Origin of the sequence: Lysinibacillus sphaericus (assembly GCF_005217585.1) — a bacterium.
Classification (GTDB): domain Bacteria; phylum Bacillota; class Bacilli; order Bacillales_A; family Planococcaceae; genus Lysinibacillus; species Lysinibacillus sphaericus.
In genome coordinates, this window is sequence record NZ_SZPT01000005.1 from 21,002 (window position 1) to 41,241 (window position 20,240).

Genomic DNA, 20,240 nt, shown 5'->3' on the forward strand with positions numbered 1-20,240 from the left:
TAAAATTCTCCTTGTATCCAAGCTAAATCCTACGAGTCGATATGCATTCCCTACAAAAGTACGTTATAATTATTACACTTACCTGCATAAAGGAGGATTTTTTTGTTACAAGTACTCTATATTTTCATCCCGATGCTTGCTGCAATTTTTGTGCCTTTTATATATAAAAGCATTAAAAATATTCACACAGGCTGGTTTGTTCTTGCAGTACCTGCTACACTCGCCGTGATTTATGCTACTTATATAGCGAGAGTTGCAAAAGGCGAAGTATTTTATGATGGAATTCCATGGATACCATCACTTGATATTTCTGTTGTATCTTATTTAGACGGACTTAGTTTATTATTTTCATTACTAATTACTGGAATTGGCTCACTTGTTGTGCTTTACTCCATTTTCTACTTAGATAAACATAAAGAAAAACTACATAATTTTTATGTTTACTTATTACTATTTATGTCCGCTATGCTCGGTGTTGTACAATCAGACCATTTAATTACTTTGTACTTTTTCTGGGAATTAACATCTATTTCATCGTTCCTATTGATTGGTTATTGGTACACACGCGATGCTTCTCGCTTCGGTGCACTAAAATCGATGATGATTACCGTTTTTGGCGGCTTAATGATGTTAGGAGGATTTATCCTTCTTTATTTAATGGGTGGAACATATTCAATCCGTGAACTTATTGCAATGGCACCAAACTTAGTGCAACATCCGTTATTCATTTGGGCCCTTATATTATTGCTGTTTGGGGCGTTTACGAAATCTGCACAATTCCCATTTTATATTTGGTTACCGGATGCAATGGAGGCTCCGACACCTGTCAGCGCATATCTTCACTCTGCAACAATGGTAAAAGCAGGTATTTACTTAGTTGCTCGCTTTACACCGATTTTTGCAGCTTCTGAACTTTGGATTTGGCTTGTTACAGGAGTTGGTCTGCTAACGCTCTTCTGGGGTTCGTTCTTTGCAGTAAAGCAAACCGATTTAAAAGGTATTCTTGCCTTTTCTACTGTCAGTCAGCTTGGGCTAATTATGTCATTACTAGGAGCTGGTGCAGTTGCATTTCATGTAAATGGAGCAGCAGATTCAATGTTTAAATATGCAGCTTTTGCAGCCATTTTCCACTTGATTAACCATGCAACATTTAAAGGTAGCTTATTTATGATTGCTGGGATTATCGATCATGAAACAGGTACACGCGATATACGTAGACTTGGCGGATTAATGAGCATCATGCCTCTTAGTTTTACGGTTGCGGCGATCGGTAGTTTTTCAATGGCAGGATTACCACCATTTAATGGCTTCCTAAGTAAGGAAATGTTTTTAACAGCTATGTTATCACTTCAGAATTTCGAATTTTTCGGCTTTGATACATGGGGCGTGCTGTTCCCAATTGTTGCTTGGATTGCGAGTATTTTTACGTTTATTTATAGCTTTTACTTTGTTTGTAGAACATTTACAGGAAAATATAAACCAGAACTTTACGCTCATAAACCACACGAAGCTCCGATAGGCATGCTTATATCGCCGATGATTTTAGCATCATTAGTGGTGATTATTTTCTTCATTCCGAATCTTATTGGTGATACGTTTGTGAAGCCGGCTGTACAAGCTATTCAGCCGTTTTTATATAATGCACCTGAAGATATCAACATTCACGTGTCAGCTTGGCATGGCGAAATTACACCAGAATTAGTTATGACAATAGGCATTGTTATTATAGGTGTCTTATTATTTGTTGCCTTACCTAAATGGCAAGGCATCTACAAGCTATTCCCGCGTGCTCTTACGTTCAATAATGCCTATGACCAAATGATGCTTACTTTAGATGTAGGGTTAAATCGTGTATCACGTCTTTATATGACAGGGTCTATGCGTCACTATCTACTGTATATGTTTAGTGGCATCACAGCGATTTCAATTGGAACCTTATTTGTAAAAGATGCCTTTTCACTATCTTTTGAAGGTACAGCACCAATTCGCTCATACGAACTAATTTTAATTGTCGTGTTAATGATTGGAACAGCGATCACAATTTTTGCAAAATCACGACTGACAGCAATTATTGGACTAGGCTCTGTCGGTTATACTGTTGCATTATTCTTTGTTATTTTTAATGCACCTGATTTAGCGTTAACTCAACTAGTTATTGAAACCATTTCGGTTGCGTTATTTTTATTGGCGTTTTATCATCTTCCGAAGCTTGGCAAGCGCGAAGAACGCATGCGCTTTCAATTAAATCGGGCGATTATTTCAATCGCAGTTGGTGTGATGGTGACACTTATCGCATTATCTGCACATTCGCAAAAACTTGTGCCGACCATCTCAAAATATTATGAAGAAACCGTTTATTCTAAAGCGGGTGGCGGTAATATTGTCAATGTGATTTTAGTAGACTATCGTGGCTTTGATACATTATTTGAAATTACAGTATTAGGTATTGCAGGTATGGCAATTTTAGCAATGATTAAGCTGCGTATGAATAGAAAGGAGAAACCACATGAAAACAAATGATGTGATTATACAATTTACAGCTAAAATTGTATTCTTCATTATTTTCTTCTTCTCCATTCATATCTTCCTAGCTGGTCATTATACACCCGGTGGCGGCTTTGTCGGGGGGCTTTTAACATCCAGTGCCATTGTACTGCTAGTCCTTGCCTTTGATTTAAATACAGTGCGAAATGTTTTACCGATAAACTACACGTATTTAACGGCTACAGGCTTATTATTGGCATTTGCGACAGCCGCATTCCCGATGTTTTTAGGAAAACCATTTTTTACACATTTCTTTGATTATTTCGAATTGCCGCTTCTAGGTAAGCAGTCTTTGCACACAGCAATGCTGTTTGACAGCGGTGTTTACTTGGTTGTTGTTGGCGTTACGATGACCATTATTCAAACGATTGGAGAGGATGAATAATGGAAATAATTATGGCGTTTGTCATTGGCTTTCTGTTTATGGCAGCGGTTTATTTAATATTATCGAAAAGCTTATTACGCATTATTATTGGTACGGGACTTTTAAGCCATGGTGCCCATTTACTTATTTTAACAATGGGTGGATTAACAGGTGAGGCACCCCCTGTTTTAAAAGAAGGAGCCAAAACGTTTGCTGATCCTTTACCGCAGGCATTGATTTTAACTGCGATTGTTATTAGCTTCGGTGTAACGGCTTTCTTCCTAGTACTTGCCTATCGCTCCTATCAAGAGCTTGAGACAGATGATATTAGCTTAATGAGAGGAAGTGATGAGGATGAATAACTTCCTTTTACTGCCGATTATCATTCCGTTCTTCTTCGGTATGATTTTAATGTTTGGGCAAAAAAATTTAAAATACCAGCGTTCGTTTGCTTTACTGGGCATCCTACTTGCTTTTGTTTCAGCCGTTTCGCTCTTACTAAAAGTTAAAAATGATGGCATTCAGAAAGTCACGTTTGGCAATTGGCCAGTACCATACGGTATTACAATGGTTTCTGATATGATGTCAGCACTGTTAGTAACTACATCATTACTCATTGCATTTTTTGTTGTCTGGTACGGCTTTGGCTCTATTACAAAAGAGCGTGAACGCTTTTTCTATTACCCTGGTATGATGTTTATTTTAACTGGTGTAAATGGTGCCTTTACGACAGGAGATATTTTCAACTTATTTGTATTCTTTGAAGTACTCTTAATGGCGTCGTATTTACTCATTGTGCTAGGTGGAGAAAAAGGACAACTGAAAGGCTCCATTAAATATATTTTAATTAATGTTATTTCTTCTGCTTTGTTTGTTATTACGGTAGCCTACCTTTACTCGGTTGTGGGTACACTAAATATGGCAGACATCGCAGTAAAGATTAGCGATATTCATCAGCCAGGTATTATAACCGTAATTGCTGTTTTGTTTTTAATGGTTTTTGGACTAAAAGCAGCCATATTCCCACTTTACTTTTGGCTTCCAACTTCTTATGCTGCTGCACCTATTCCTGTGTTAACACTTTTCGGTGCACTGCTTACTAAAGTTGGCGTTTATGCGATTACGCGCACATACACATTATTTTTTGTACACGATTTATCGTATACACATGATTTACTAATGGTGCTAGCCATTGGAACAATTATTGCTGGCTGTATCGGGGCACTAGCCTATTTCGATGTCAAGCTCATTATTATTTACAACATCGTGATTGCAGTAGGTGTCATTTTGTTTGGTGTTTCCCAAATGAATGAAATGGCGCTAAAGGGCGCAATGTTCTATTTGATACATGACATGCTTATAAAAGCAGCCCTCTTTATGTTAATTGGTATTGTCATCTACATTACCGGTACATCAGATTTACGTAAAATGGGCGGTCTTATGAAAACATATCCTGCTCTTGGATGGTTCTATTTAATTGCTGCCTTTGGTTTAGCTGGGATTCCTCCACTTAGTGGTTTCGTTGGAAAGCTTTTAATTGTGCAGGGGGGCTTTGAGGCTGGCAGTATGTGGAGTAGTATCTTTATTTTAGCCTCCTCTTTACTTGTCCTACTGTCAGTTATTCGTATTTTCCTATATGCCTTCTGGGGAGAGGAAAAGGAAACTAAGGGAACTGTCGATAAAAAAGTCTATACTACACTTTTTGTGCCAACTGTCCTATTAGTGCTTATTACCGTTGCCTATGGTGTTGGTTCGGAATGGATGACACCATTTATGAATGATGCTGCAAAACTTTTAAATGACCCATCTATTTATATAGATGCTGTAATGAAGGGGGATTAGAGCTATGGCATTTCAAATTATTTTAAATTTTGCTCTTGCCTTCGTTTGGATGTTCCTTTCATCTAATTACACAGCAACAGGCTTTATAGTAGGCTTCATCCTTGGTATTGTATTGCTCGTCATTATGAGAAGATTTTTCTTTACACGTCTCTATTTATTTCGAGTATGGGCAATTATTAAACTCACTGTACTCTTTTTCAAGGAATTAATATTAGCCAATATTCAAGTATTGAAAGTTGTATTAAAGCCCAAGCTGGACATGCAACCTGCCTTCTTTGCTTACCCAACTGTATTGAAAGAAGACTGGGAAATTACATTACTATCAAGTCTCATTACATTAACTCCTGGGACTGTTGTAGTGCATGTTTCAGATGATGCTAAAACATTGTTTGTCCATGCTATTGATATTAGTGATGTAGATGATGCCATTGCATCCATTCGCGACTCTTTTGAAAAAGCTATTTTGGAGGTGAGTAAATCATGATGACGTTTATTATTGCAGCGATCGTAGTGATTTGCTTATCGATGATTGCAGTGATTTACCGTATGGTGAAAGGACCCTCTGCATCAGATCGTGTCGTAGCACTTGATTCCTTAGGTGTATCACTTATTTCTTTAATCGCGTTATTTTCAGTTTTAGTGGAAACAAGCTTCTTCCTAGAAATTGTTTTATTATTAGCGATATTATCATTCATCGGTACTGTTGCTTTCTCTAAATTTATAGAGAAAGGAGATATCATTAAACGTGACAATTCTCGCTAATACATTAGTTATTTTATTTATTTCGATTGGTGTACTATTTATCGTTGTAACAGCTATTGGGCTGATTCGATTACCTGATTTGTACACACGGGCACATGCCGCATCTAAAAGTGCCACACTTGGTGTTATGTGTGTGTTGGTAGGTGTATTCTTTTATTTTTGGCTGATTGAGGATCATTTTAACCCACGTATTTTATTAGGTATTTTGTTTCTATTCATAACTGGACCTGTCGGAGGACATATTATGACTCGTTCCTCCTACATAGCAGGTGTTAAGCCATGGAAAGGAACCGTACGTGATGAACTAGGGCCAGAAATTGAGAAAATGAAAAAAGAACAAGGTATCAAATAACCAAAGTTGAGACAAAAATGAAAAAGTGTTAGATTGACTACAATCAATCTAACACTTTTTTGCTATATCTTTGTCTGTTACTGTCGCTGTTTCTCCTGCCCAATCATTGCTCTAGGGCAAACATTGAAATTGTTTGAGTGACTGGCACGCTTTAAATATAGCCTTTATCCGTTAGAAACGTTGTTAACTGCTCTACACAGTCCTCAATAGAATAGCGTTCAGTATCCAAAATAAATTCGGGATGTTCAGGTTCTTCATAGGGCGCACTAATACCTGTAAAATTAGCAATTTCCGCATTGCGCGCTTTTTTATATAGACCTTTTGGATCGCGTTGTTCACATGTTTCTACGGAGCATTTCACATACACTTCTAAAAATTCCCCCTCTTCCACTAGCTGTCGAACGACTTGACGATCTTGTCGATAAGGTGAAATAAAGGCTGTGAGTACAATTTGACCACTCTCCACAAAAAGCTTAGAAACTTCCCCGATACGTCGTATATTTTCCTTACGGCTCACTTCGTCAAAGCCTAAATCATTATTTAAGCCATGTCTTACATTATCACCATCTAATACGAACGCCTGATTACCTCGCTCAAATAATGTACGTGCAAACGCATTTGCTACGGAAGATTTTCCTGATGCCGATAATCCTGTAAACCATAAAATAAAGCTGTGATGTTTGTTTTGCGTGCGACGCTCTGTTTTCGTAATAGAAGCTTCATGCCATACGATATTAGAACTCATTTTAATACCTCCTTACGCATGCCTTTTATTAGTACATCGACAACCTCTTTACGGCTAAATGTACTTGGAGGCACTTCTCCATTACGGAGCATTTCCCGGACTTTCGTTCCTGATAAAATTACATGTGATGCACTATCATGCGGGCAAGTTTTTGTAGTTGCCATGCCTTCACATCGAGTGCAATAAAAACTATGTTCAAACTTTAAAGGCACAATCCCAAGTTCATCTTCGGTAAATTGTTCAAAGATTTTTTGCGCATCATATGTGCCATAATAGTCCCCTACACCTGCATGGTCACGTCCAACAATAAAATGGGTACAGCCGTAATTTTTCCGCACTAGTGCATGGAAAATGGCTTCCTTAGGCCCTGCATAGCGCATAGCCGCTGGGAACACACCTAATTGCACACGACTTTGAGGATAGTAATTTTCCAAAAGCACTTCATAACTCTCCATACGTATAGCAGCAGATACATCATCCGACTTCGTTTCACCGACTAATGGATTTAAAAATAAGCCATCAATTGTTTCTAATGCCGCCTTTTGAATATATTCATGCGCACGGTGAACAGGATTACGCGTTTGAAAGCCCACAATTGTTTGCCACCCTTTGTCTTTAAACAACTGCCTTGTTTCTGTTGGATCAAATGAATACGTAGGGAATATTTGCTCTAGACGCTTAATTAACGTAATTTGACCACCAACATATATCCCCTGCCGTTCATGTAACTTTTTCACTCCAGGATGGGCTAAGTCTTGTGTACCGTAAATAAGTAGTGCCTCTTTTTGCTTATCTGGTTCATATATATCCTCGATATGAATCACACCATAGACATCATTACCATAGATTAATTTTGCTTCATCACCTGGTTGTAAAGTTGCTGCTACTGCCTGATCAACAGGAAGTGTGATCGGTATACTCCACACAATGCCAGAGGCCAACCTTGTATGTTCAACAACAGATTCATAATCTTCTTTAGTTAAGAAACCGTCGATTGGGCTATACCCTCCAATTGCGATTAATTCTAAATCACTTAACGCAATGGTATCCAAAACAATCTCCTTCTCAATATGTACTACTGATTTTTGTGGATTATAAGCTTGCACTAAAGTGCCGCCATGTGGTTGTAAACTCATTCAATATTCCCCCTATTTTTATTCAAATACTATGTTTTATATTTAAATGCCTTCACCTGCATCGTATATTGAGCGTTCTTCTTCACGCATTGTTCGCATTAAACTAATAGCACCAAGCGTTCCGATTATAACGCTCCCCATAATGACGATGGCATATAAATCTTTCTCCATAAATAACTGAATTAGACTATAAGAAATCGCTAATGAAAAAATGGGTGATACAATCCAAATACACATGATTTTCTTTACGATATGTTTATGAAAAATTTGTTTACCGCTTTTCGCCATTCCGATACCAATAATAGAAGAGGAAGTTACTTGCGTTAATGGCACAGGTAAGCCAAACAATGAACTAATACCAACAAGCAAGGCACCTGTAGTTGAAATAAGAATGCCTTCAGCTTTTTCAAAACGCACTATCTTTTTGCCATTTGTTTCGAGTACACGTCTTCCTAGCAACAACGCCCCTAGTGCAACAAAAGCACCGCCTAGCCAAATACCCTTTGTCACCGTAATCATACCAGCACCAACAAGTGGGCCTACTGCATTGGCAACATTATTCATCCCTGCTGAAAAAGCTTCGAAAAATCCAGCAAATATGAGTAGCACTGTTAAAATTGGGTGGTTTTTCAAAAAGCTCTTCCCTTGAAATTTATACAGTACTTTGCCAACTATAAAGGCAATGACAAACGCTATAACAGGAACGATTACCCAAAAGGCCATAATCACGAGCAATGATTTGACATATAGCACGCGGTAGGCAATTCCTACACCTACGACCGCTCCGACGGTTACTTCACTCGTCGATAAGGGAATGCCTAACAAATTGGCAAGAAACAACGCACTTGTCGCAGAAATTAATATAATGATGACGATTTTTACAGTAATATACTGTTGTGGCATAATCCCTGAATTGATAGTCTTGACAACTTCACCGCCACCCAATATAGCGCCTGCCAAAACCCCTACCGCACAAATTAACAATGCGTGCCATGCTTTTTTTATAGCGCCTGCCCCATAAGCAACACCCATGGATGCTGCTGCACCACTTGCCCCAATATTCATTGCAAAAAATAAACTTATAGCTATTGCAATATATTCCAGCATGATTTAAACGCCCCTATTCATGTAACCCACATTCAGTTTTACCCGTTCCTTGCCATCTACCTGCACGTAAATCATCCAACGTAAATGCAGGTTGTGTGCAGTGTTCACAGCCAATACTCGGATAGCCTTGATCGTGTAATGGATTGTACGTTAAATTATGCTTGGAAACATAACGCCATATATCTTTCCATGACCAATGAATAAGCGGGCAAATTTTAATGGATTTAAATTTGTCATCACGATTGATAAAATTTGTCTGTTGCCGAGTTGGCGATTGTTCTCTGCGCAGCCCTGAAATCCAAGCTTTTGCTCCTGATAACGCCTCATGTAACGGCTTTATTTTTCGGATGTCACAGCACTGATTAGGATTGGACTTCCATAATTCATCGCCATATTGCGCCTTTTGCTCCTCAAGTGTCAGCTTAGGCTTTTGCAGTATAATCGTTAGCTGCGGATAGTTTGCTTTTACTCGTTCAATCGTGTCATACGTTTCTTTGAAATGGACATCTGTGTCTAAAAAAACAATCGTAGCATTTGGCTTTACTTTTGAAATCAAATCAATCAACACAATTCCCTCAATACCAAAGCTACACGCATATACAATCTCATCGCCATATTGTGCATAGCTCCAGCGTAACACCTCAAGTGCACCCTTATAGGATTCATCCACTTCAAAGTTAGTCGTTGGCTCCTGCCAAGTTGCATACGTTAACATAAAATCCCCCTCGAAACATTTTCGGATATAGAAAAAGGCATTTTAACAACAGATACAATAATGCATTGTACCTTCGTTAAAACGCCTCTAGTTTGACTAGCCAGCATATATGATGATTGTAAACTAGTAATCTTGTACCTCATTCAACAATCACTTTTCTTATTACCCAATATATACTAAATTACACCTAGTAGTCAACTAGGTTTTGTAAAAATATAAACATATTTAAAGAATGTCATTTTGCACCTCTTTAAACTGTCACTATCGTTATATACAAATAATTTTATTCATAAAAAGAGTCTTTTGCTACTCGTTACTGGACTTAGGGAAAAACCTATCTAAAATTTTAAATATTTTTCAATTCCTTGTTGACTAATAGGAAATATATGTTTAATGTGGTACTAAGCTAAAAAACAAAACATGCTGATCAGATTATCTGAAGGCCATCTCCTTAACATGTGTTGATACATGTTGAAGAGATGGTCCTTTTGCATTTTGTAAGAAAAAGGAGAGATTTTCAATGAACAAAAGAAAAACTATTTTTCAAACAATTGTACTCTTATCAGGGTTAACAATTATGTTAACAGGATGTAATAGCACGTCCAAAGATAACAATACAACTTCGCAAGACACACAAAAAACAGTTGAGTTACTAAATGTATCTTATGATCCAACACGTGAGCTTTACGATGAATTTAATCAAGACTTTATCGCGAAGTGGAAAAACGAAACAGGTCAAGAAGTAAAAATTCATCAATCACATGGTGGCTCGGGTAAACAAGGGCGTGCGGTTATTGATGGTCAAGAAGCCGATGTTGTCACATTAGCACTTGCTTACGATATTGATGAAATTGCCCAAGCTCGTAATCTACTAAACAAAGACTGGCAAACAGAATTTGAAAATAATTCTACACCCTATACTTCTACCATTGTTTTTTTAGTAAGAAAAGGGAATCCAAAAGGGATTCAAGATTGGGATGATTTAGTAAAAGACGATGTCTCAGTCATAACGCCAAACCCAAAAACTTCAGGTGGTGCCCGTTGGAATTACTTAGCCGCATGGGGCTATGCAGCGAAGTTGTATAACAATGACGAGAAGCAAATAAAAGATTTTATGAAGGCTTTGTATCGCAATGTAGAGGTACTTGATTCTGGTGCTCGCGGCGCCACGACTACTTTTGTTGAAAGAAAAATTGGTGATGTGTTAATTGCCTGGGAAAATGAAGCTTATTTATCACTTAATGAATTAGGGAAAGATGCATTCGAAATTATTACACCTTCTTTAAGTATTTTAGCAGAGCCTCCTGTAGCAATCGTTGACAAAATTGTTGATAAAAAAGGGACGCGTAAAGTCGCAGAAGCATACCTACAACATTTATATAGTGACATCGGTCAAGAGATTGCTGCGAAAAACTACTATCGACCACGCAATGAAGATATATTAGCAAAATACCAAGCGCAATTCCCTAAGCTTGAACTTATTTCCATTGAAGACTTTGGGGGTTGGACAGAAGCTCAGACAACACATTTTAAAGATGGTGGTACATTCGATGAAATTTACGTTCCACAATAAGGAGGCATATGATGACTAGCCTAACATTTAAAAAGAAGCCGGCTCGTGTTATTCCCGGCTTCCACCTTTCACTTGGTTATACGATGCTCTACGTAAGCTTGCTTGTGCTCTTACCTTTAGCAATGATTTTCATTCAGACAATGTCGTTAAGCTGGGCAGAGTTTACCGCAATTGTCACCGACCCTCGAGCAATTGCCTCTTATAAGTTAAGCTTTGGCACTGCACTTGCTGCTGGTTTAGTAAACGTTGTGTTTGGCACCATTATCGCTTGGGTACTCGTACGCTACCACTTCCCGTTTAAACATATTATTGACGGTCTTGTAGATTTACCATTTGCTTTACCTACGGCAGTAGCAGGTATTGCTTTAACATCGCTATATGCACCAAATGGCTGGATTGGACAGTTTTTCAATTTTAAAATCGCCTTTACACCACTCGGTATTATAATTGCTCTAACATTTATCGGTCTTCCATTTGTTGTGCGTACTGTGCAACCTGTTTTACAAAATATTAGTGTAGAAGTTGAAGAAGCCTCAGCAAGTTTAGGGGCTACACGTCTGCAAACTGTATGTAAGATTATTTTCCCTGAACTTGCACCTGCCATTTTGACTGGCTTTTCATTAGCCTTTGCACGTGCATTAGGGGAATACGGTTCAGTTGTCTTTATCGCTGGTAACATGCCGATGAAGACAGAAATTACACCGTTAATCATTATGACAAAGCTTGAACAATATGATTATGCGGGTGCCACGTCTATTGCCGCTGTTATGCTAATTACATCCTTTGTCTTATTATTTACGATTAATCTTATTCAATGGCTAGCAAATCGCCGCTTTATACATTAGGAGGTATTTATGGATCAGTCTACGATTATTGAACCTTTGGCTCCACAAACACGGATTGTAGCAGCAAAGCCCGCTGCCTTACAGGAGCCTCGCTTCTTTCGTTATGTATTAACATTTATTGCACTGGCATTTTTAGCATTTTTTATCGTTCTCCCCCTCGTATCGATTTTTATTACGGCCTTTCAAAAAGGGGCAGACGTCTACTTTGCAGCAATCGCACATCCAGATGCTTTAGCTGCTATTCAGTTGACCTTAACAGTAGTAGCCATTGCCGTTCCTTTAAATGCCATTTTCGGCATTATGGCTGCTTGGGCATTAACGAAATTCAATTACAAAGGTAAAAATTTATTATTAACAGTAATTGACTTACCTTTTGCTGTATCGCCCGTTATTGCAGGCTTAGTATTTATCTTGCTATTTGGTGCACAAGGACTATTTGGAGATTGGCTATTTGCTAATGATATTAAAATTGTTTTTGCCTTACCTGGCATTGTGCTTGCGACTATATTTGTAACATTGCCTTTTGTTGCACGTGAGCTTGTCTCGTTAATGCAAGCACAAGGGAACGCTGAAGAAGAGGCTTCGATTTCTCTTGGTGCAAACGGCTTTAAAACCTTTTGGTATGTAACATTACCCAATATTAAATGGGGATTATTTTATGGTTTGATTTTATGTAATGCACGTGCCATTGGTGAGTTTGGGGCAGTTTCTGTCGTCTCGGGTCATATTCGAGGCATGACGAATACTATGCCGCTTCATATCGAAATTTTATACAATGAATACCAATTTTCAGCAGCTTTTGCTGTTGCTTCATTGATGAGTGTGTTAGCGATTATTACGCTAGTTATAAAAGATATTGTTGCATGGAAATCGAAATCAATTTAAAGGAGGTATTCTTGCGTGAGCATTCAAATTCAAAATGTTTCTAAGAAATTTGGTTCTTTTCAAGCTTTACAAGATGTATCCATCGATATTCAATCTGGTGAATTGATAGCGCTACTTGGCCCTTCTGGTTCTGGTAAAACGTCTTTACTGCGCGTGATTGCAGGGCTTGAAGCATCGGATGTCGGCGAAATTTTATTTGACGGTCAAACAATTACTAATCGTCACCCGAAGGAACGAAACGTAGGCTTTGTCTTTCAACACTATGCGCTCTTTCGCCATATGACGGTCTTCGATAATGTTGCCTATGGATTGAAAGTACGACCACGTAAAACAAGACCATCCAAAGCAGAAATAACCGATAAAGTAATGACCCTACTGCGACTTGTTAAACTAGACAATTTTTCGGATCGCTATCCAACACAGCTATCTGGTGGGCAACGTCAACGGGTTGCACTTGCACGTGCACTTGCTGTGGAACCTAAAGTCCTTTTACTAGATGAACCATTTGGAGCACTTGATGCAAAAGTGCGTAAGGAATTACGGCGTTGGTTGCGGAAGTTACATGATGATTTTCATATTACAAGTATTTTTGTTACGCATGACCAAGAAGAAGCACTCGATGTCGCAGATCGTATCGTCGTGATGAACAACGGTAAAATTGAGCAAATTGGAAGTCCAGATGAAGTGTACACCCATCCTAAAAGTCCATTTGTTTATGATTTTTTAGGTAATGTTAACCTCTTTAAAGGGCGTTTACATAACGGTAAGTTGACACATGGAGAATTTGCCATTGATGTGCCAGATACGCATGCCCATACACAAGAAGATGCAGTAGGCTATGTGCGACCACACGATATACAAATTGAAAAAACAGCGGTGGCTGGCACTGTCCCCGCTCATATCAGCCATATTCATTTGCTTGGACCGATTGTCCAAATTGAACTCCGTCGTTGTGACATGGATGAATTTTTAGAAGCAGAACTGACAAAAGAACAATTTTTAAGTCTTCATCTTAACGTAGGTGACAATGTATTTGTGCGACCAAAGCAATTAAAAGTATTTATCCCAGAAGATTATTCTATTTAAAAAACTCGGACAAAAAAGAAAAGTGTTAGATTGACTACCTTCAATCTAACACTTTTTGCTATGTCGTTCATGTCCGTTATGGCAGAAGTTCTTACCGCCAATGTGTTTGCAAGGGCACACGTAAGCCGCAACACTCGCTGTTGCGGCTTACATCTTGCGCTATTTCACAGGAGCCTTCGTGAATATTTAGGCAATAGAATTCAGAATTGTTTGCGTGCCAGGCACCCTCCTTTTACTCCTTATGAAATTCTCGACCATCAAAGACGGCTGTTACATAACCTGCACGAATTACAAAATCCCCGAAATGCTCGCCCTCTAAACGATCCTTTGCATAGTGCAGCAAAATTGGACGTAGTTCGGCTAAAATTTCTTCTTCCCCAATATTTTCGCGATAAATTTTATTTAAACGATTACCTGTAAAGCTTGCGCCAAGATACATGTTATATTTTCCTGGACCTTTGCCGATAAAGCCGATTTCACCCATTGCAGCGCGTGAGCACCCATTTGGGCAACCCGACATACGAATAACAATTTCCGTATCATGTAAACCCGCTTCATCGATAATCGTATCAATTTTCGTAATGAGTGAAGGCAAATAACGTTCTGCCTCTGCCATTGCTAAACCGCAAGTAGGCAACGACACACAAGCAATGGAATTACGGCGCAGCGCTGAATAGTGGGCCCCGTCTGTTAACTTATACTGCTCAATAAGCGCAGCAATGATTTCCTTTTGCTGTTGCGATACATTGCCAATCATTAAGTTTTGATTTGGTGTTAACCGGAAATCTCCGGTATGCACTTTGGCAATTTCTCGTAAACCTGTTAACAGCTCATAATCCTCAAAATCTTTAATGCGCCCATTTTGAATAAATAACGTATAATGCCATTTACCATTTGCACCTTTAATCCATCCAAATTCATCGCCCGTTCGGTCAAATGTAAATGGACGCTCCGCTTGTATTTCCCACCCTAGCCGACGATGTAATTCTGCTTTAAACCAGTCGAGTCCACGTGCATCAATTGTATATTTAAAACGGGCATTTTTACGAATTGAACGATTACCATAATCACGTTGTATCGTAATAATTTTCTCTGCCGTCTCAAGTAATTTATCAGGCGTTATAAAGCCAATCATACGCGCAAGCTGTGGATACGTTTCATGATCACCATGTGTCATCCCCATACCACCACCAACTGCTACGTTAAAACCTACAAGCTCATCATCTTCAACGATTGCAATAAAGCCAATATCTTGTGAGTAAACATCGACATCATTGCTCGGTGGAATCGCAATACCAATTTTAAATTTACGAGGCAAATATTGTGCACCGTAAATAGGCTCGATTTCTTCTTCTTGGCTATCCACTACTTTTTCGCCATCTAGCCATAACTCGTGATAGGCACGTGTTCTTGGCAATAAATGCTCACTTAACTTTGCTGACCAATTGTAAATTTCCTCGTGTAATGCTGATTGATTGGGATTGACATTACACATTACATTACGGTTGACATCCCCACATGCAGCAAGAGAATCTAAAAGTACTTCATTTATTACTTGCATATATTTTTTGACATTCCATTTTAAAATCCCGTGCACTTGGAATGCCTGACGTGTTGTTAATTTTAATGAACCATTGCCATATTTTCTTGCCATCTCATCCATAACAAGCCACTGTGCAGGTGTTGCCGCACCACCAGGTGTACGTACACGCACCATAAACTGATACGCGGGCTCTAATTTTTGACGTTGCCGTTCATTTCTTAAATCTCGATCATCCTGTAAATAACTGCCATGAAATTTCATTAAGCGATTATCATCTTCAGGAATACCTGAACTTAAAGGTTCGTTCATTGTTCTTTCTAATGTTCCACGCAAGTAATTACTATCGCTTTTAATACGCTCAACATCGCTTGGTGTTCCAGGTTGTGGGGGTAAAATAATTTTTCCAGTCATTTATCTCGCTCCTTTACTAATAAACATCACGTTGGTAGCGCTTCTGCTGTTTCAAATCATTGATATACGCTTTCGCTTCCTCAGGCGTTTTATGCCCTTGCTGCTCAATAATGCGACAGATTGTTTGATCAACATCAGCAGCCATCGATTTTTCATCACCACAAACGTAAATAACAGCCCCTTGCTCAAGCCATTCATAAAATACTTGTGCCTTTTCGTGAATTTTATGTTGGACGTATACTTTTTTATCTGTATCACGTGAGAAAGCAACATCCATTTGAGCTAATGTGCCTGAAGCAAGCCAACGCTGCCAATCTGTTTGATAAAGGAAATCGGTGACAAAATGTTGATCGCCAAAAATCAGCCAAGAATCCCCTGTTATTCCTAATTCCTCTCGCTGCTCTAAAAAAGCACGATACGGTGCAACACCTGTGCCCGCACCAATCATAATAATTGGTGTATCTGCTTGTTCTGGCAATCTAAAGTTTGGATTTTTATGGACATAAATCGGTAATGTATCGCCCACTTGAATTCGCTCTGCAATACTGCCCGAACACACGCCCAAACGCTTTCGACCATTCGTTTCATAACTCACTTTAGCAATTGTTAAATGGACTTCATCACTATTGGCCAATTGGCTACTAGCAATGGAATACAATCTCGCTGGAATTTTACGAAGAAGGGCTACAAACTGTTGTGCATCCCAAGTAAAAGGAGCAAAATCTTCAACGACATCAAGTAAATCTCTTCCTCTTGCGTAATCCTTCCATGCTGTAGCACTTTCACATAGCTCTGCCAATGCTTTATGCACCGTAAAAGCACTTATTTTTTGTAAAAGAGGCTTCGACAACACTGTAATTTCTAATTTTTTTCGGAGCGCTTCTTTTAATTGCATGGATTCCTCAAACACCGTTACTTCTGTTTGGGGATGAAACTGTAAGGCTGTGATTAATGCATCTACTAAAGATTCATCATTTTCTGGCAAAATACCAATGCTATCCCCAGGCTCAAAATGTAAATTTGCACCTTCAATGGACAACTCAATATGACGTGTTTCCTTATTCGAGCCACGCCCATTTAAATTGATATTTTCCAGTACTTCGGCATAATACGGATGTTTGCGAGAATATGTAGCTTCTTCTTCTAATAATGGCGTTGCATGCGAGACAATCGCTGTATCGCTTTGCTGTAATAATGCCTGTTGAACAGCTGTAAACCATTCGGCTGCTGGTTCATCGTAATCAACATCACAGTCTCTACGTGGAACGATACGTTTCGCGCCTAACTTTTCAAATTGTGCATCAAAATCCTGCCCAGTTTTACAGAAGAATTCATATGAGCTATCTCCTAATGCCAAAACGGAAAAGTGCAGATGTTCTAATTTAGGCGCACGCTTACTGTGCAAAAATTCATAGAATTGAATTGCTTGGTCGGGTGGTTCCCCTTCACCATGCGTACTCACTACGAGCAAAAGATTCGTTATTTTCTTCAAATTATTTGGCTTAAACTTTGCTAAAGATGTGACAGTCACCTCAATATCATTTGCTTTTAACGCAGCTGCATATTTTTCAGCGAGTCCTTGGCTATTTCCAGTTTGTGAGCCATATAATAGCGTCACCGTTTTCGTCTCGGGTACTACCGACAATACTGCTTCTTCTACAACGGTATCTACTGTTGTTAGTGGAGCACTTAAGTAACCATTCAACCATATTTTTTGTTCTCCAGTTAATTTAGGTAGAAGTTCATTTAATAGCTTCACCTGTTCCTCATTAAAAGGACTGTTAATTACTTGCAGTTTCAACTAAGCCACCTCACGTATCATTATTAAATTATCTAAGACGTATTTTTTCTTTCTTTTCAATTTGTACAACGTAAAAGTTTTGAACAGTTAATGTAATCGAGCCATGGTTAACTGTATTTAAAATTTGTCGGACATTATCTAATGCTAGATTTATATTTTCTTTTCTTTTATCTACCATTACGAAAAACACCCTTCCTCCAAATAATTTCGTTTTATTAAGTCCATAATACGTTCCACTAATACTTTTCTTACATTATCGTCATAGCCCAAGCTATTACATAAAATCATGTTATTTACCTCATATCCTTGTAAACGTTTGGCTATACTTTGACGTAAAATGCCTGTAAACAATAAATACGGCACAATAAATACCTGCTTATTGTCTTGTTTTCTTTGTGCTAACCATTCCTCCAAATTAGGACCCGCTCCGTATAAAAAGCACGTATCGACCTTTCCATAACCATATTTATCGCGTAATCTTAATGCGATTTTTGTTAAATCCTCTCTTACTGCTGGATCACTACTGCCACGTCCAATCAGTAATACACTTGCATTGTTAAAATGGAGCTGTGTTTCTAAAATTCGTTTTTGAAGTGTATCAATTAATAGTTCATGTACGCCGAGTGGTTCACCGTATGTAAAATGTACTGTTGGATATTGCTTTTGTGCTTTGTCAATTTCCTTGGGAATATCATGCTTGGCATGCTGAGCGGCTAACAACAAAATTGGCATAATCGCAATGGCCGTTGCTCCTTGGCGGAAGCAGTTTTCTATACCTTGTGCAATAGTCGGCTCGGCTAGTTCCAAAAAACAAATTTCTTGTATTGGTAATGCAATGTCCTGTTGCACACGTTGTAGAAATGCAACTGCTTGCTCTACACCAGCTTTCACACGACTGCCATGTGCTACATATAAAATCGCTTGCATCAAAACACCTCCTTATACTGACATCTCTTTAAAAGGCATTTGTGGACAAACTTCCTCAAACCATTGGATTTTTTCCCTTAATGTCACCACCTTACCAATTACAATCATGCTCGGATTTTGAATTTCTTCTTGCTGTACGACATCCACAATAGTTGCCAATGTACCTAGCACCGTTTTTTGTTGTGCACACGTTCCCCAATGAATAAGTGCGACAGGCGTTTGCGCATCACGTCCATATTGCAGTAACTGCTGTTGAATATAAGGCAAATTGCCAACGCCCATATAAATCGCAAGGGTATCGATTCCTTTAGCAAGACTTTCCCATTGAATACCATCATCTTTTCCTTCTCGCATATGCCCTGTGACCATTGCAAAGCTTGAACTCAAATCTCGATGTGTAACAGGAATTCCCGCATAGGCAGGTGCAGCTATACCAGATGTAATACCAGGTACGACCTCAAATGGTATGTGGTGTTGTGCAAGTACTTCAGCTTCCTCCGCACCTCTACCAAAAACGAATGGGTCACCTCCTTTTAACCTTGTGACAATAAAACCTTGTTGTGCATAGCTTACAAGCGAATGATTAATATGATCTTGAATCATGGCATGCCGATTTGGTAACTTACCGCAAAATATTAACTTGGCACCCTTTTTCGCATAGGCTAATAAATCCTTATTGACCAGTCTGTCATATAAAATGACATCCGCTTGTTCAATGCAGCGCAATCCACGCACGGTAATCAAATCAACATCTCCAGGACCCGCTCCTACTATGAACACTTTTCCCATGTCGTTGCACTCCTTTCATTCGATAAAAAAAGAGACTCATACTATCCATAGACACAGTCCTGCCTTTGGATAATAAGAGCCTCTAGTTTGCTAGTCAGCTTTTATTTTTAATTCTTAGTAATATAATAAGAATAATAAATAATTTAGTATATTCTGTCAACAGTTGTTTTATTCATTTTAAAAGTTAAACGACGAAACCAATCATTTTAAATTTACAATACGAAAAAAATGAGACTGGACATAACTTAAAAAATTGAGGAAAGGTGTTCATAAATTTTTGCTATACGGAGAACTTAGCTATTTTTACTTTTGCAATAAATAAAAATTTAGAAGGGTTCACTAGTTGTTGGTAGGAAGGGGTGACTCCTGCTCAGAACGCACACAACGTAAGACGCTGGCATTCCTCGCGTTAGCGAGGGTTACGGCTTACTGTGCTGAGTGAAAAGCACCGCGCCGAAGCGGACAACAACGGCGCAGCAAAAAAGGTGTTAGATTGATTGCCATCAATCTAACACCTTTTCTCCTTTGTCCCAGCCTCACCTTTTTTACTTTTTAATGAGCCCATTGTTAAACTTCTGGCACTCGTTTAATTCACATTAATATGGTCTACGATACCTCGGGTATGGTCTACCTGGCGGGTAAAATGGACCTGGTGGGTATGGACGATAATTTGGATAATTAGGATAGTTTGGATATTGGTTAAATTGTGACCCAAGTAGACCGCCTAAAAATCCTCCAAAAAATGGTGCACCAATTGGCCAAAAGAAGCCACCGAAGCCTCCTGGATATCCTCCGAAATTCCGCATATGCTAC

General features: G+C 38.8%; 21 protein-coding genes. 11 read left to right on the plus strand and 10 right to left on the minus strand.

The window, feature by feature from the left end:
- The first annotated feature begins 102 nt into the window (after nucleotides 1-102).
- Genes FC748_RS17545 through mnhG form a run of 7 tightly spaced genes read left to right on the plus strand, consistent with a single transcriptional unit; the run spans nucleotide 103 to nucleotide 5,864 of the window.
- On the plus strand, nucleotides 103-2,520 hold the full coding sequence (locus tag FC748_RS17545; RefSeq protein WP_108030980.1) for a Na+/H+ antiporter subunit A: 2,418 nt from the start codon (nucleotides 103-105) through the stop codon (nucleotides 2,518-2,520).
- Complete coding sequence (locus tag FC748_RS17550) at nucleotides 2,507-2,929, plus strand: Na(+)/H(+) antiporter subunit B (RefSeq protein WP_024364872.1); 423 nt, start codon at nucleotides 2,507-2,509, stop codon at nucleotides 2,927-2,929. Before FC748_RS17545 ends, FC748_RS17550 begins: the two co-directional genes overlap by 14 nt.
- Nucleotides 2,929-3,270, plus strand: coding sequence for a Na(+)/H(+) antiporter subunit C (locus tag FC748_RS17555; protein WP_024364871.1), 342 nt, complete (start codon nucleotides 2,929-2,931; stop codon nucleotides 3,268-3,270). The genes FC748_RS17550 and FC748_RS17555 overlap by 1 nt, the downstream gene beginning before the upstream one ends.
- Complete coding sequence (locus FC748_RS17560) at nucleotides 3,263-4,750, plus strand: Na+/H+ antiporter subunit D (protein WP_108030981.1); 1,488 nt, start codon at nucleotides 3,263-3,265, stop codon at nucleotides 4,748-4,750. Before FC748_RS17555 ends, FC748_RS17560 begins: the two co-directional genes overlap by 8 nt.
- A gap of 4 nt (nucleotides 4,751-4,754) precedes the next feature.
- Nucleotides 4,755-5,234, plus strand: coding sequence for a Na+/H+ antiporter subunit E (locus FC748_RS17565; protein ID WP_024364869.1), 480 nt, complete (start codon nucleotides 4,755-4,757; stop codon nucleotides 5,232-5,234).
- Nucleotides 5,231-5,512, plus strand: a complete 282-nt coding sequence (locus tag FC748_RS17570) for a Na(+)/H(+) antiporter subunit F1 (protein WP_024364868.1) — start codon at nucleotides 5,231-5,233, stop codon at nucleotides 5,510-5,512. Before FC748_RS17565 ends, FC748_RS17570 begins: the two co-directional genes overlap by 4 nt.
- Nucleotides 5,496-5,864 carry a monovalent cation/H(+) antiporter subunit G gene (gene mnhG / locus FC748_RS17575; RefSeq protein WP_024364867.1) on the plus strand — a complete coding sequence of 123 codons (369 nt, stop codon included), beginning with the start codon at nucleotides 5,496-5,498 and terminating at the stop codon, nucleotides 5,862-5,864. The genes FC748_RS17570 and mnhG overlap by 17 nt, the downstream gene beginning before the upstream one ends.
- Nucleotides 5,865-6,015: 151 nt before the next feature.
- Here the strand turns inward: mnhG and cysC are convergent, their stop codons facing one another.
- The 4 genes from cysC to FC748_RS17595 are packed head-to-tail and all read right to left on the minus strand — an operon-like array spanning nucleotide 6,016 to nucleotide 9,567.
- Nucleotides 6,016-6,609 carry an adenylyl-sulfate kinase gene (cysC, locus tag FC748_RS17580; RefSeq protein ID WP_025220383.1) on the minus strand — a complete coding sequence of 198 codons (594 nt, stop codon included), beginning with the start codon at nucleotides 6,607-6,609 and terminating at the stop codon, nucleotides 6,016-6,018.
- Complete coding sequence (gene sat / locus FC748_RS17585) at nucleotides 6,606-7,745, minus strand: sulfate adenylyltransferase (RefSeq protein WP_024364865.1); 1,140 nt, start codon at nucleotides 7,743-7,745, stop codon at nucleotides 6,606-6,608. The genes cysC and sat overlap by 4 nt, the downstream gene beginning before the upstream one ends.
- A gap of 42 nt (nucleotides 7,746-7,787) precedes the next feature.
- A complete protein-coding gene (locus FC748_RS17590) occupies nucleotides 7,788-8,849 on the minus strand; it encodes a sulfate permease (protein WP_193768816.1) in 1,062 nt (353 codons plus the stop codon).
- Between the two features lie 16 nt (nucleotides 8,850-8,865).
- The gene (locus FC748_RS17595; RefSeq protein ID WP_024364863.1) at nucleotides 8,866-9,567 is read right to left on the minus strand and encodes a phosphoadenylyl-sulfate reductase; all 702 of its coding nucleotides are present in this window, start codon (nucleotides 9,565-9,567) and stop codon (nucleotides 8,866-8,868) included.
- 520 nt (nucleotides 9,568-10,087) lie between these two features.
- Between FC748_RS17595 and FC748_RS17600 the strand changes: the two genes are divergently transcribed.
- From FC748_RS17600 to FC748_RS17615, 4 genes are read left to right on the plus strand one after another with little or no spacing between them, the layout of a single operon-like run.
- Complete coding sequence (locus FC748_RS17600) at nucleotides 10,088-11,140, plus strand: sulfate ABC transporter substrate-binding protein (RefSeq protein ID WP_108030983.1); 1,053 nt, start codon at nucleotides 10,088-10,090, stop codon at nucleotides 11,138-11,140.
- 11 nt (nucleotides 11,141-11,151) lie between these two features.
- Entirely contained in the window at nucleotides 11,152-11,985 is an 834-nt protein-coding gene (cysT, locus tag FC748_RS17605; protein WP_108030984.1) for a sulfate ABC transporter permease subunit CysT, read from the plus strand.
- Nucleotides 11,986-11,994: 9 nt separating this feature from the next.
- Complete coding sequence (cysW, locus tag FC748_RS17610; RefSeq protein ID WP_108030985.1) at nucleotides 11,995-12,870, plus strand: sulfate ABC transporter permease subunit CysW; 876 nt, start codon at nucleotides 11,995-11,997, stop codon at nucleotides 12,868-12,870.
- A 15-nt stretch (nucleotides 12,871-12,885) separates the two neighbouring features.
- Nucleotides 12,886-13,956: a sulfate/molybdate ABC transporter ATP-binding protein gene (locus tag FC748_RS17615; protein ID WP_108030986.1), complete on the plus strand. Its 1,071-nt coding sequence runs from the start codon at nucleotides 12,886-12,888 to the stop codon at nucleotides 13,954-13,956.
- A gap of 232 nt (nucleotides 13,957-14,188) precedes the next feature.
- On the opposite strand, the gene cysI is transcribed toward FC748_RS17615, so the two are convergent.
- The 6 genes from cysI to FC748_RS17645 all read right to left on the minus strand — a co-directional run bounded on the left by cysI (nucleotide 14,189) and on the right by FC748_RS17645 (nucleotide 20,233).
- Complete coding sequence (gene cysI, locus FC748_RS17620; RefSeq protein WP_108030987.1) at nucleotides 14,189-15,910, minus strand: assimilatory sulfite reductase (NADPH) hemoprotein subunit; 1,722 nt, start codon at nucleotides 15,908-15,910, stop codon at nucleotides 14,189-14,191.
- Nucleotides 15,911-15,926: 16 nt separating this feature from the next.
- Nucleotides 15,927-17,711, minus strand: coding sequence for an assimilatory sulfite reductase (NADPH) flavoprotein subunit (locus FC748_RS17625; protein WP_108030988.1), 1,785 nt, complete (start codon nucleotides 17,709-17,711; stop codon nucleotides 15,927-15,929).
- A 28-nt stretch (nucleotides 17,712-17,739) separates the two neighbouring features.
- Complete coding sequence (locus tag FC748_RS17630) at nucleotides 17,740-17,889, minus strand: YezD family protein (RefSeq protein ID WP_080653410.1); 150 nt, start codon at nucleotides 17,887-17,889, stop codon at nucleotides 17,740-17,742.
- Nucleotides 17,889-18,638 (minus strand): sirohydrochlorin chelatase, encoded by a 750-nt coding sequence (locus tag FC748_RS17635; protein WP_108030989.1) that lies wholly within the window; start codon nucleotides 18,636-18,638, stop codon nucleotides 17,889-17,891. Before FC748_RS17635 ends, FC748_RS17630 begins: the two co-directional genes overlap by 1 nt.
- A 12-nt stretch (nucleotides 18,639-18,650) precedes the next feature.
- Nucleotides 18,651-19,427, minus strand: coding sequence for a uroporphyrinogen-III C-methyltransferase (gene cobA, locus FC748_RS17640; protein ID WP_024364855.1), 777 nt, complete (start codon nucleotides 19,425-19,427; stop codon nucleotides 18,651-18,653).
- Nucleotides 19,428-20,023: 596 nt separating this feature from the next.
- Nucleotides 20,024-20,233: a hypothetical protein gene (locus tag FC748_RS17645; RefSeq protein ID WP_024364854.1), complete on the minus strand. Its 210-nt coding sequence runs from the start codon at nucleotides 20,231-20,233 to the stop codon at nucleotides 20,024-20,026.
- Between the last annotated feature and the right edge of the window lie 7 nt (nucleotides 20,234-20,240).

Excerpts from the sequence above, each read along its gene's own strand:
- FC748_RS17550 (WP_024364872.1), top strand. The coding sequence starts at position 2,507 with ATGAAAACAAATGATGTGATTATACAATTTACAGCTAAAATTGTATTC.
- FC748_RS17555 (WP_024364871.1), top strand. The coding sequence starts at position 2,929 with ATGGAAATAATTATGGCGTTTGTCATTGGCTTTCTGTTTATGGCAGCG.
- FC748_RS17560 (WP_108030981.1), top strand. The coding sequence starts at position 3,263 with ATGAATAACTTCCTTTTACTGCCGATTATCATTCCGTTCTTCTTCGGT.
- FC748_RS17565 (WP_024364869.1), top strand. The coding sequence starts at position 4,755 with ATGGCATTTCAAATTATTTTAAATTTTGCTCTTGCCTTCGTTTGGATG.
- FC748_RS17570 (WP_024364868.1), top strand. The coding sequence starts at position 5,231 with ATGATGACGTTTATTATTGCAGCGATCGTAGTGATTTGCTTATCGATG.
- cysC (WP_025220383.1), bottom strand. The coding sequence starts at position 6,609 with ATGAGTTCTAATATCGTATGGCATGAAGCTTCTATTACGAAAACAGAG.
- sat (WP_024364865.1), bottom strand. The coding sequence starts at position 7,745 with ATGAGTTTACAACCACATGGCGGCACTTTAGTGCAAGCTTATAATCCA.
- FC748_RS17595 (WP_024364863.1), bottom strand. The coding sequence starts at position 9,567 with ATGTTAACGTATGCAACTTGGCAGGAGCCAACGACTAACTTTGAAGTG.
- FC748_RS17600 (WP_108030983.1), top strand. The coding sequence starts at position 10,088 with ATGAACAAAAGAAAAACTATTTTTCAAACAATTGTACTCTTATCAGGG.
- cysT (WP_108030984.1), top strand. The coding sequence starts at position 11,152 with ATGACTAGCCTAACATTTAAAAAGAAGCCGGCTCGTGTTATTCCCGGC.
- cysW (WP_108030985.1), top strand. The coding sequence starts at position 11,995 with ATGGATCAGTCTACGATTATTGAACCTTTGGCTCCACAAACACGGATT.
- cysI (WP_108030987.1), bottom strand. The coding sequence starts at position 15,910 with ATGACTGGAAAAATTATTTTACCCCCACAACCTGGAACACCAAGCGAT.
- FC748_RS17630 (WP_080653410.1), bottom strand. The coding sequence starts at position 17,889 with ATGGTAGATAAAAGAAAAGAAAATATAAATCTAGCATTAGATAATGTC.
- FC748_RS17635 (WP_108030989.1), bottom strand. The coding sequence starts at position 18,638 with ATGCAAGCGATTTTATATGTAGCACATGGCAGTCGTGTGAAAGCTGGT.
- cobA (WP_024364855.1), bottom strand. The coding sequence starts at position 19,427 with ATGGGAAAAGTGTTCATAGTAGGAGCGGGTCCTGGAGATGTTGATTTG.
- FC748_RS17645 (WP_024364854.1), bottom strand. The coding sequence starts at position 20,233 with ATGCGGAATTTCGGAGGATATCCAGGAGGCTTCGGTGGCTTCTTTTGG.